The organism is Nocardia sp. CA-136227 (assembly GCF_050955695.1).
GTDB lineage: Bacteria > Actinomycetota > Actinomycetes > Mycobacteriales > Mycobacteriaceae > Nocardia.
Genome location: NZ_CP192081.1, coordinates 256,887 through 268,003, shown reverse-complemented (window position 1 = coordinate 268,003; position 11,117 = coordinate 256,887). Strand labels below are relative to the sequence as shown.

Sequence of the window (11,117 nt, the reverse complement as noted above, 5' to 3'; positions counted from 1 at the left end):
CGTGGTCGATCGGTCAGAGGACGTGTGCGAGAAAGGCTTTGGTGCGCGGATGGGTCGGGGCATCGAGCACCTGCGCGGGCGGGCCCTGCTCGACGATGCGGCCGGCGTCCATCAGCACCACGGTGTCGGCGACCTCGCGGGCGAAACCGATCTCGTGGGTGACGATCACCAGGGTCGAGCCGGCGCGCGCGAGATCCCGGATCACCTCGAGCACCTCGCCGACCAGCTCCGGATCCAGCGCCGAGGTGGGCTCGTCGAACAGCACCACCTCCGGCCGCAGCGCCAGCGCCCGTGCGATGGCGACCCGCTGCCGCTGCCCGCCGGACAGGCGGCTCGGGTACTCGTCGGCCTTGTCCGCCAGCCCGACTCGCGCCAGCAGGTCGAGCGCCTCGGTGTTCACCTCGGCCTTGGCGCGCCGCTGGGCGGCCACCGGCGCCAGCGCGACGTTCTCCCGGACCGTCAGGTGCGGAAAGAGATTGAAGTTCTGGAACACGAAACCGATGCGCGCCCGCTGCCGCAGAATGTCGCGCTCGCGCAGTTCGTAGAGCTTGCGGCCCTTGCGGCGGTAACCGACCAGCTCGCCGCCCACGCGCACGGTGCCGGCGTCCACCTGTTCGAGGTGATTGATGGTGCGCAGCAAGGTGGACTTGCCCGAACCCGACGGGCCCAGGATGACCGTGACCTCGCCGGGACGGACCGTCAGATCGATGCCGGACAACACCTCGGTGCGGCCGAAAGACTTTCGGATGCCGCGCAATTCGATCGCGTAGTCACTCATCGCCGGTCCCTCTCGCGAAGCGCCGCTCGATATAGAACTGAATGACGCTGAGCACCGTGGTCAGCAGGATGTACCAGGCGGTAGCCACCATCAGCATCGGGACCACGCGGCCGCTGCGGCCGTAGATCACCTGGACCTGATAGAACAGCTCGGCGATCGCCATGGTCGAGACGATCGAGGTGCCCTTGAAGAGACTGATCACCTCATTGGCGGCATTCGGCAGAATTCCACGCATGGCCTGCGGCCCGACGATGGTGAAGAACTGCCGCCGCCACGGCAGCCCGAGCGACCGCGCCGCCTCCCATTGCCCGGCGTCCACCGAGATGATGCCGGCCCGGATGATCTCCGCCGAATACGCCGCCTGATGCAACGCCAAACCGATGACGGCCGCACTGAATCCGCTGATCACGCCATTGGTCTGAAAACGCACGAACTCGGGGCCGAAAGGAATTCCCAGCGACAGCGTTTTGTACAGATAGGCCAGGTTGAACCAGAACAGCAGCTGCACGATCAGCGGAATCGAGCGGAACGCCCAGACATAGGTCCACGCGATCGCTTTCAGCACCGGATTCTTCGACAGGCGGCCGACAGCCAGCCAGACGCCTAGGAAGAACCCGAGCAGGGTGCCCCAGAAAGTCAGTTCCAGAGTCACCTTCAGCGCCGACAACACCGATTTCGCGGTGATGTACCGCGCGAACGTGCCCCAGTCCCAGCCCGGATTGGTGATCAGCCCGTGCGCGAACTGCGCGACCAGCACCAGCGCGACCACCCCCGTGACCCAGCGCCAGGGGTGGCGGGTGCGGACGACGGGCAGATCTCCGTCCTCGGCTCCGGTGGCCGCCACCGTCTGCGCGGATACCGCCAGGGTGCTCATGGACAACGACGATACGAAGCCCGGCACACCCTGTCGCCGGTCCGGCTCAGGCTGAATTCAATTGCGCGTCAATAGATTTCCCGGAAAGTGCGCGGAAATCACTGCGATGGAAGACCAGGGGCTCCGACTCCGGGCTGACGCTCACCCGGTGCACCCGCAGCAGCACCACGGCATGATCGCCCGCCGGAACCTGCTCGTACACCGAGGTTTCCAGCCAGGCCGTCGCCCCCGCCACGAACGCGGCGTTGCCGTTCCCGCCCCGCAGCTCCACATCCCGGAACCGATCCCCGCGCTTGGAGCTCAGACCGCGCGCCGCGCTCTCCTGGTCGCTGCTGAGCAGACTCAATCCCAATCGGCTCGCCTGCTCCAGCCTCGGCCAGGTCTCCGACGAGTACTGAATGCACACCGACACCAGCGGCGGATCCAGCGATACCGGCACGAAAGTGCTGGCCACCAGCCCGTGCGGCGTTCCGCCCAGCCGGGCGCAGAGCGCCACCACACCGCTGGGGAAGTGCGCGAAGGTCTTCCGGAGATCGGTCCCGTCGACCGGAGTGAGCGCGGCTGCCGCGCCGTGAATCGAGGTCAGGTCACCCATCGATCCACTCCAGCATCGGCGGCGGCGCCGCGACAGGATTGGGCTCAGGCCGATTACAACGACGAACCCCCGCCCGGCGGGTACCGGACGGGGGTTCGGAGTGCTGTGCGACCTACTTCGGCGCGACCAGGTGGGGCTGGTTGATGGTGACGAAGTAGTTGTAGGCGGAGGCGATCGCGACCGGGGCGGTCACGAGCAGGTTGCCCGCGATGGTGCCCAGGAAGCCGACGGTGCTCGCGCCGATGAAGCAGCCGGCCAGCGGGCCGACACCGAACATGGTGGCCAGCGGAGCCGTCGCGGCGGCGAAGACGACCGCGCCCATGGCGCAACCGACGGCCGCGCCGCCCAGGCCACCGACCAGGGTGCCGATGGTGGCGCCCATGGAGATGGTGTCCTTCATGCGGTTGAAGGCGGCGACCTCACGGTCGTAGTCCGACTTCCACGGAGCCTGGTCCTCGTAGGGCAGGTTGACGTCCTTGGCCTCGGCGACCGGCTTGTAGGTCGCGTGGTCCATGTCGTACTGCGGGGTCAGGGTCGCGGTGTGGTCGGAGATCTCCGCGGCGATCGGGAACTCGAAGTCGTCCACGCGGAAGTTCAGCGGCATACCGGCCACGACGGTGCCGTCGACGGCCTTGATCTTGAAGACGCCGTTCTCGACGACCAGCGAACCGGAATCGGTCCGGATGACGCTGTTGGTCTCGGAAGTGGTTGCGGTGTAATTGATCACGCCGTTGTCAGCGGCCGGAGCGGCGTTGACGGTACCGGCGGTGACGCCCATGGCAGCGGACAGCAGGGCCGCGGTCACGGCGAAAGTCTTGAAGCGCATTTCTCGGTTTTCCTCATCAGGCAGTCCGCGTGGTTGGACCGCATGATCGAAACGGGCCGACGCGAACGAAATATGTCGCACGGGTGCTCAAACGATGAACTCTCCCGAATTGCGAAACCCGCCCGGCCGATTGACCGAGCGGGCTGTCCCGATGAGGTGATCGCTGATGCCTGTTGTGCCCCTTGCTCTTGACTCGGACCGAGTATTACTTGGCCGGAGCCGGAGCGGTGATGTGCGGCTGGTTGATGGTGGTGAAGTACTGGATCGCGGCGGCGATGGCGACCGGCGCGGTGATCAGCAGCTGACCCGCGATGGTGCCCAGGAAGCCGACGGTGGCGGCGCCCACGAGGCAGCCGATGACCGGACCGGCACCGAACAGCGCGGCCAGCGGGGCCGAGGCCAGACCGGCCACACCGAAGCCGAGGACGCAACCGACGGCCGCGGCGCCCAGGCCACCGACCAGGGTCGCGACGGTGGCGCCCAGGGAGATGGTGTCCTTCATGCGGTTCCAGGCGGCCTGCTCACGGTCGTAGTCCGACTTCCACGGAGCCTGGTCCTCGTAGGGGAGGGCGACATCCTTGGCGACCGGCGCGTAGGTGGCGTGGTCCATGTCGTACTGCGGGGTCAGGGTCGCGGTGCGGTCGGAGATCTCCGCGGCGATCGGGAACTCGAAGTCGTCCACGCGCACCTTCAGCGGCATGCCGGCGACGACATTGCCGTTGGCGGCCTTGATGACGAAGTTGCCGTTCTCGACGACCATGGAACCGGCATCCGTGCGGATGATGGTGTTGGTCTCGGAGTTGGTGGCGGTGTAGTTGATCGCACCGTTGTTGTCGGCGGCGGGCGCGGCGTTCACGGTGCCGGCGGTGACACCCAGAGCGGCGATGACCAGCGCGGAAACCGCGGTGAAGTTCTTGAGACGCATGTGTTCGAAATTCCCTCTTGAGATGAGCGGTGTGCCCCGGAGGAACAACGTCAGGTGTATCCCCCGGGGCCCAGTGATGGAAACCGGCCTTGACTAACGCCGCGTGGCAGCTGGGTTTTGGCGCGGTGAACCTTTGCCCATCGGTTGCCGAAAATGCCTATTTGGGTGCGGAAAACGGCTGGTTGATAGTGGTGAAGTACTGCACCGCGGCAGCGATCGCGATCGGCGCGGTCACCAGCAATTGACCGCCGATCGTGCCCAGGAAGCCGACCGTGCTGGCTCCGATCAAGCAACCCGCCAGCGGTCCGACGCCGAACAGCGTGGCCAGCGGGGCCGTCGCCGTCGCGAAGGCGACGCCGCCCAGGACGCAGCCGAGTGCCGCGCCGCCGAGGCCGCCGACCACGGTGCCGATGGTCGCGCCCGCGGAGATGGTGCTGGTCAAACGGTTCCAGGCGGCCAGCTCACGGTCGTACTGGGTCTTCCACGGCGCCTGATCCTCGTAGGGCAGCGCGACCGGCTTGTACACCGCGTGCGCCAGATCGGCCTGCGGCGTCAGGGTGGCGGTGCGGTCGCTGATCTGCGCCGCGATCGGGAACTCGAAATCGTCGATCCGGAACTTCAATTCGGTGCCGGCGACGGTGGTTCCATTCGCCGCCTTGACCTTCAGCGCACCGTCCTCGACGACCAGCGAACCGGCGTCGGTGCTGACCACCGTGTTGCCCTGCTCGGTGACCTGGGACGTGTAGTTGATCGTGCCGTCGTCGGTCTTGGCCGGACCGGCGTACGCGGTGCCGGCGGTGACCCCCGTCGCCGCGACCAGCAATGCCGCGATCCCGGCGAATTCCCTCATCTTCATTTTCTTTACTGCTTCCACTGCCGAGAACTGAACTGTCGGCGGCAAGCATCTGTGAACCCCCTGTGAATCTGGAGGTTAAAAACCAGCTTGATTCGATGCCGTGGAAGTGAGGGAGATTACTTCGCCTTGGCGGCGGCCTTGGCCTGCTTCTTGAATTCCCGCACCTGGGTGAGGGATTCGGCGTCGGTGACGTCGGCGACCGAGCGGCGGGAGCCGTCCTCGCCGTACGCACCGGCCGCCTCACGCCAGCCCGCGGCGGCCAGACCACGCTGTTTGCCCAGCAGGGCGAGGAAGATCCGGGCCTTCTGGTCACCGAAACCGGGCAGCTTCTTGAGCCGTTTCAGGACTTCCTTGCCGTCCGGGTCGCCGTCGGTCCACAGGCCCGCGGTATTGCCGCCGTAGTTGTCCAGAATGTACTGGGCCAGCTCCTGGACCCGCCGTCCCATCGAGCGGCCGTAGCGGTGAATGGCCGGCGGCGTGGCGGCCAGCTCCTCGAATTCCGCGGGATCGGCGGCGGCGATCCGGTGGATATCGAAGCCGCCCATGCGGTCGGCCAGTTTCCACGGGCCACGGAATGCGTGTTCCATCGGAAACTGCTGATCGAGCATCATCCCGACCAACAGGGCGAAATCATCGGTCGAAAGCAGCTCGTCGGCATCGGATTCCTGCGCAATACACAGCGTGCGGCTCACCATGCGTCGATCATCCCATTCATCTTGCGTTGCGGTGACGCGGGTCACGACTAGGCTCGGCTTATGCCCGACACCATGGCTAATTCTTCAGTGCGAACCGTGCCGCAACCTGGTGCGGACTCAGGACTGCGACCGGACCGCTTCGACCGTGACGGACAGGACCAGCTCGTCGACGTCCAGGATCTACAGGCAGCGCTGCCGGGCATCCGGCGCCTGCGGGCCTGGGCCCACGAGGCGCTGGCCACCCGCCCCGGCGAGAGCGCCGTCGACATCGGCTCCGGCTCCGGGTCGGAGGTGCTGGCCCTGGCCGAGCTGGTCGGGCCGACCGGCACCGCGCTCGGCGTCGAACCCGACCCGAACCTGCTGGCCGCCGCCGAACGCCGCGCCGCCCAGGCCGGCTCCTCCGCCACCTTCGTCAGCGGCGACGCCTACGGCCTGCCCGTCGGCAGCGAGAGCTTCGACGTGGCGTTGTGCGAACGCGTCTTCCAGCACCTCACCGCGCCCGCCCGCGCGGTCGGGGAGATCGCCCGCGTGCTGCGGCCCGGCGGCCGGGTCGTGGTGATGGACACCGACTGGGGCTCGGCCATCGTGCACCCGGGTGACCGGCACGTGGTGCACGAGGTGATCGAGACCATGATCGCGGGCACCACCAACCCGTACGCGGGCCGCCGCCTGTCGGGGCAGCTGGCCGCGGCCGGACTGGTCGTCGACGACATCGGCTCGCACGCCCTGATCCAGGACGGCAGCGTGGGCGCGGGCGCACTGGTCGCCCGGGTCGCCGATCGGGCGGTGGCGCGGGGCTCGATCAGCGAGTCGCAGCGCGATCAGCTGCTCGCCGACCTGGAGGCCGGCGCCGCCAGCGGCGACATCCACCTGTCGGTGACCATCTTCGCGGTGCTGGCACACAAGCCGAACTGACCCGAGAACGCAAGCGGCGCGCACCCTTTCGGGTACGCGCCGCTTTTTCGCCGCCGCTACAGGCTCATGAGCTTCTCGGAGGCGGCCAGCAGCACGCAGGTGGCCAGGCCGTCCATCGCCTTCTCCAGCTCACCGAGGGACGGGAAGCTGGGCGCGATGCGAATGTTCTTGTCCTCCGGGTCCTTTCCGTACGGGTAGGACGAACCGGCCGGAGTGAGCGCGATGCCCGCGTCCTTGGCCAGCGCCACCACCTTGCTGGCGGTGCCCTCCAGCACGTCGAGGCTGATGAAGTAGCCGCCCTTGGGCTCGGTCCAGGACGCCACCTTCGACGCGCCCAGCCGGTCCTCCAGAATCCGCAGCACCAGTTTGAATTTCGGCTCCAGCACGGCCCGGTGCTTCTGCATGTGCTCCCGCACGCCCTCGGCGTCGCCGAAGAAGCGCAGGTGCCGCAGCTGGTTCACCTTGTCCGGGCCGATGGTCTTCTTGCCCAGGTGCTTCAGGTACCACTCCACATTCGCGGTGGAGGAGCCGAAGAAGCTCACGCCCGAACCCGCGAAGGTGATCTTCGAGGTCGAGGCAAGCACGAACGGGCGGTTCGGGTTGCCGGCCGCGGCGGCCATGCCCAGCACGTCCAGCACCGGCTCGGCGGTGTCGGTGAGCGGGTGCACCGCGTAGGCGTTGTCCCAGAACAGGCGGAAGTCCGGAGCCGCGGTCGGCATCGAAACCAGTTCGCGGGTAACGGCTTCGGAGAACGTGACGCCGGACGGGTTGGAGTAGTTGGGCACCGCCCACAGACCCTTGATGCTCGGGTCGGACGCGACCAGCTCCGCGATCAGGTGGGTGTCGGGGCCGTCGTTCTTCATCGGGATCGGGATCATCTCGAAGCCGAGCGACTCGGTGATCGCGAAGTGCCGGTCATAACCCGGCACCGGGCACAGGAACTTGAGCACCGGCTCGTCCGCCCAGCGGCGCTCCGAATCCGCGGTCCCGTGCAGCATGGCGAACACCAGCAGGTCGTGCATCATCTCCAGGCTGGCGTTGTTGCCGGCCAGCAGATTCGACACCGGGATGCCGAGCAGTTCGGAGAAGATCGCGCGCAGCTCCGGCAGGCCGTGCAGGCCACCGTAATTGCGCACGTCGGTGCCGTTGGCGTCACGGTAGTCGGCGGCGCCCGGCAGCTCCAGGAGTCCCTGCGAGAGGTCCAGCTGCTCGGGCGATGGCTTACCCCTCGTAATGTCCAGCGTCAGCTTCTCGGTCTTGAGCTTCGCGTAGTTCGCGGTCTGCGTCTCGTGTTCCGTCACGAGTTCCGCATGGCTCATCAAACCGAATTGCGTCTGCCGAGGCATCTGAGCGCCCTTCCAATGGCGTGGGATGTTTGTCCAGGGTTGCGCGCACCGCGAACCCAACCGCCCAGGTTACTAGGCGGCGTCTCCGATTCGGCAGGGATATCTGTACTTCCGTCACCCGCGACGACCGGGCCGGAAAAAGAAAGGGGACCCAGCGCACCCGGCAGAGCCCGTTGACCCTTGCTGCCTTCCGGCCCTGGGGGAGTTCACAGGATGCGCGCCGCGCTGGATCCGTCGGCCAGTGTAGCGGCTCACCGCGCCCGGTGCCGCCCGGGGTCGATACGATGCCTGCGATATGCGGGGTCGCCCGCGTTTTTCCGGAGGGGTAAAGACGATATGACGAGTTCCGATCCAGGAGCCGGTGCTCCGCACGATCCGCAGAAAGCCCAGGAGACCGCGCAATGGTGGGCCACCGCGCCCGCCGCCGGGGAGGGCCAGCCGGTTCAGGGCGCGGACCCGACGATGCTCAACTACGCCGCCGGCGGCATGCCCCCGTACACGCCCCCCGCCCAGCCCCTTCCGACCGGGCAGTCCGCGCCCGGCTACCCACAGCAGCCGATGCCCGGCTACCAGCAGCCCATGACCGACGCCTACGGCCAGCCCCTGTCCGGCGGCTTCCCGCAGCAGCAGTTCGCCCAGCCCCCGGTCCCGCCGCCGGGCCAGGGCTACGGCTATCCGGCGCAGCCGCCGCGTTCGGGCGGCAATAAGACCGGTTGGATCATCGGCGGGGTGATCGGTCTGGTGGTGATCGTCGGCGCGGTGATCGGCGTGGTCGCGCTCAGCGGCAGCGACAGCTCGTCGCCGCTGGGCGGGGACAAGAAGAAGGCCGCCGGGAAGTACTCCATGGAGGGCATCACCAACGGCTGCACCGTGATCGACACCTCGGTGCTCAACAAGTGGGCCGCGAACTCCAAGGGCACCCCCGAGCACTCCGAGACCAAGCCCACCGACTACTCGGGCGGCCGCTTCGACTGCCGGGCCGGCAACGAGGAAACCTCCAAGACCGACAAGTACGCGATCGCCAATACCGCCGACCTCACCCTCAACGTCTCGCTGCTGAGCGGCTCGTCGAGCGCCTACAACCGCCCCGAGTACGACATCTGGAAGACCAGCGACACCGGCACCACCGGCAGCGGCCGCACCGCCGGTGACGTGAACGGCATCGGCGAGGCCGGCTACTGGGCGGCCAAGGTCGACGACTACTCCTCCTTCACCACCACCGACTACACGGTCGCGGTCAAGGACGACAACGCCTCGGTGAAGGTCAACATCCGGCTGCGCATGGGCAAGGGCCAGAGCGTCAGCAAGGACGAGATCGCCCAGGTGTGCAAGGAGCAGGCCCAGAAAGCGCTCAACAATCTGAAGAAGAAGTAGCCGCCGACCACTGCATTTGCTTCCACCAGGGGTGTACCCGGTATATTGCTCGACGGAGGATTCGCCTAGTGGCCTATGGCGCTCGCCTGGAACGCGGGTTGGGTTAACAGCCCTCAGGGGTTCAAATCCCCTATCCTCCGCTTCGAAGGCCCCGGCCGGACTCAGTCCGGTCGGGGCCTTCCGCATATCCGGAGCCGATCGGGCTCAGCGCAAGGCGTGAGCAACCTCACTCGGGGTGGATTCCAGCCGCCGGCGGGTTTGCGAACTCGAGTCTGCGGGACCGCGGTCGACGCTGGAGACGACTGTGTGACCCGAGACTCGTTGAGCTGGACGGTTCAGGCGAGCGGCCGCGGGAACGTGGCGGTGCCACAATCGTCTGCGAGTCCACTTTTCGCCAGAACCCAACGAGCAGAGGGGCATAACGGATAATCGCCACGAAACACCCATAGGCTGAGGATTACAGCAGTTCCGGCCATTGCCGTAAGTCGTGACATGTTGCAGTAGAGGCGATTTCAGATAATAGTTCGCCAATTTCAGTCGCCGCGGATAGGAACTCGGGACCCGACCGCATCTGAAAATAAGACGATGCGCAATCGACGACCGGCCGCGCGGTACCCTCGCCGCCATGGTGACGATGCCTACCACAGGATCTACGAATGGCGAAGTGCGAGTTTCCCAGTCGCGCGGGACGGGCGGCATTCTCCGTCGACTGAGTTCGTTCAGACCCCGGCTGGCACATGCTTCGCTGGTGGTGACCGCAGTGGTGGCAGTCAAGTCATTTCAGATGTCTTTTGCCGCGTTGCACCAACTCTCGGTGCGTAATCTGGTGCCGCCCGATCTCGCCTCGAATGTGCCGATCGCCATCGATGGCTTGGTGATCGCCTCGATCATCGCCACCGCCGCATTCCGGCAATGGAGCGTCGGCTGGTGGTACTCGACCGTCTTGTTCGCTCTCTCGACTCTCGTCTCGATCGCGGGGAATATCCAATACGCCCACGAGATCGGCGGCAGCGTTGTGCCGATGTGCCTGTACGCCGGCATGCCGCTGACGATGTTGTTCGCCGTGCACCTCACGCTGATGCTCTGGGAACGCGGCAAGCAGGTCGCGGCGGAACACGCGGCCGAGCTCGAGGCCGCCGAACTCGAGGCCGAGCTCGAGGACGTGGTCGGTGCGGCCGAGCACGACGACGACCCGGAGCCCACCCTCGAGCTCTACGAGGCGGCACTCGAACGGCAGGAGACGAGGCGCGCCGAGGACCCGTTCCCTGCCGCCCAGCCGAAGCTCTACCCACTGGAATCCGTGGGACCCGGATATTCCATGGGGCAGACCGCCGGCATCGGCGCCCAGCACAAGCCCGTTCTGCTGGATGCCGACGAACGGCGCCGGTTCTACATGACCGCTGCGCAAATGTAGTGGGCATGCGGCTCGATCAACCCCCAACATTCACCACCGACCCTTCTGGAGCGAAGTATGGCGATGAACATGTGGCAGGACCAGGGAGTAGATCAGTTCCGGGAAATCGCGATCCGGCTGGCTTCGATCATCCAGAACAGTCTGGATCGATCCGGTGCGATGACTCAGTTCACCGATGCATTCGGTAACGTCGAATCATTCACCGATCTGATGATCGAATACTCGGGCCGGTGGTTCACCGAAACGGGTGGGCGCTCGACACTGATGGGACCCGAAATGTTCTGGATGTTGTCGGAGCCCGCGCCGCGCCGTAGCCCGGCGGCCGGTATGCGAATCCACGACGTAGCCGGCGAATCCGAAAGCACCTCCGGCCATCGCGCGCGAAAACTTTTGCTGATCTGTGTTTTCGAAGCACTCACCCATACCCAGTGGGGCGTACCCGATAGCTTGTCCGAGCATCCGATGGTCAACGGAATGACTTAACTCTCCACCGAACTCCACCTCGAAGGCCTCGGCCGG

At 66.4% G+C, this 11,117-nt stretch carries 12 protein-coding genes, 1 tRNA gene and 1 other RNA gene; 5 read left to right on the top strand and 9 right to left on the bottom strand.

Annotation, left to right across the window (positions count from 1 at the left end):
- Positions 1-13: 13 nt before the first annotated feature.
- From ACQP06_RS01235 to ACQP06_RS01205, 7 genes are all read right to left on the bottom strand, one after another.
- Positions 14-778 (bottom strand): amino acid ABC transporter ATP-binding protein, encoded by a 765-nt coding sequence (locus tag ACQP06_RS01235; protein WP_379103411.1) that lies wholly within the window; start codon positions 776-778, stop codon positions 14-16.
- Positions 771-1,652, bottom strand: a complete 882-nt coding sequence (locus ACQP06_RS01230) for an amino acid ABC transporter permease (RefSeq protein WP_433669856.1) — start codon at positions 1,650-1,652, stop codon at positions 771-773. The genes ACQP06_RS01235 and ACQP06_RS01230 overlap by 8 nt, the downstream gene beginning before the upstream one ends.
- Positions 1,653-1,698: 46 nt before the next feature.
- Positions 1,699-2,247 (bottom strand): flavin reductase family protein, encoded by a 549-nt coding sequence (locus ACQP06_RS01225; RefSeq protein WP_433669855.1) that lies wholly within the window; start codon positions 2,245-2,247, stop codon positions 1,699-1,701.
- A 112-nt stretch (positions 2,248-2,359) separates the two neighbouring features.
- Complete coding sequence (locus ACQP06_RS01220; RefSeq protein ID WP_433669853.1) at positions 2,360-3,073, bottom strand: hypothetical protein; 714 nt, start codon at positions 3,071-3,073, stop codon at positions 2,360-2,362.
- 205 nt (positions 3,074-3,278) lie between these two features.
- Positions 3,279-3,998, bottom strand: a complete 720-nt coding sequence (locus ACQP06_RS01215; protein ID WP_433669851.1) for a hypothetical protein — start codon at positions 3,996-3,998, stop codon at positions 3,279-3,281.
- Between the two features lie 157 nt (positions 3,999-4,155).
- The gene (locus ACQP06_RS01210; protein ID WP_433669849.1) at positions 4,156-4,854 is read right to left on the bottom strand and encodes a hypothetical protein; all 699 of its coding nucleotides are present in this window, start codon (positions 4,852-4,854) and stop codon (positions 4,156-4,158) included.
- 116 nt (positions 4,855-4,970) lie between these two features.
- Positions 4,971-5,546 (bottom strand): HhH-GPD-type base excision DNA repair protein, encoded by a 576-nt coding sequence (locus ACQP06_RS01205; RefSeq protein ID WP_357088749.1) that lies wholly within the window; start codon positions 5,544-5,546, stop codon positions 4,971-4,973.
- 99 nt (positions 5,547-5,645) lie between these two features.
- Here ACQP06_RS01205 and ACQP06_RS01200 point away from each other — a divergent pair, with 99 nt between their 5' ends.
- On the top strand, positions 5,646-6,464 hold the full coding sequence (locus tag ACQP06_RS01200) for a methyltransferase domain-containing protein (RefSeq protein WP_433669847.1): 819 nt from the start codon (positions 5,646-5,648) through the stop codon (positions 6,462-6,464).
- Between the two features lie 56 nt (positions 6,465-6,520).
- On the opposite strand, the gene ACQP06_RS01195 is transcribed toward ACQP06_RS01200, so the two are convergent.
- Complete coding sequence (locus ACQP06_RS01195) at positions 6,521-7,810, bottom strand: aminotransferase (protein ID WP_433669846.1); 1,290 nt, start codon at positions 7,808-7,810, stop codon at positions 6,521-6,523.
- A gap of 141 nt (positions 7,811-7,951) precedes the next feature.
- Positions 7,952-8,046: signal recognition particle sRNA small type (ffs, locus tag ACQP06_RS01190), an RNA gene on the bottom strand.
- Positions 8,047-8,146: 100 nt separating this feature from the next.
- Between ffs and ACQP06_RS01185 the strand changes: the two genes are divergently transcribed.
- The 4 genes from ACQP06_RS01185 to ACQP06_RS01170 all read left to right on the top strand — a co-directional run bounded on the left by ACQP06_RS01185 (position 8,147) and on the right by ACQP06_RS01170 (position 11,081).
- On the top strand, positions 8,147-9,184 hold the full coding sequence (locus tag ACQP06_RS01185) for a hypothetical protein (RefSeq protein WP_433669844.1): 1,038 nt from the start codon (positions 8,147-8,149) through the stop codon (positions 9,182-9,184).
- Between the two features lie 54 nt (positions 9,185-9,238).
- A tRNA-Ser gene (locus ACQP06_RS01180) sits at positions 9,239-9,324 on the top strand.
- A 485-nt stretch (positions 9,325-9,809) separates the two neighbouring features.
- Positions 9,810-10,598: a DUF2637 domain-containing protein gene (locus tag ACQP06_RS01175; RefSeq protein WP_433669842.1), complete on the top strand. Its 789-nt coding sequence runs from the start codon at positions 9,810-9,812 to the stop codon at positions 10,596-10,598.
- Between the two features lie 57 nt (positions 10,599-10,655).
- Positions 10,656-11,081, top strand: a complete 426-nt coding sequence (locus ACQP06_RS01170) for a hypothetical protein (RefSeq protein WP_433669840.1) — start codon at positions 10,656-10,658, stop codon at positions 11,079-11,081.
- The last annotated feature ends 36 nt before the right edge of the window (positions 11,082-11,117 follow it).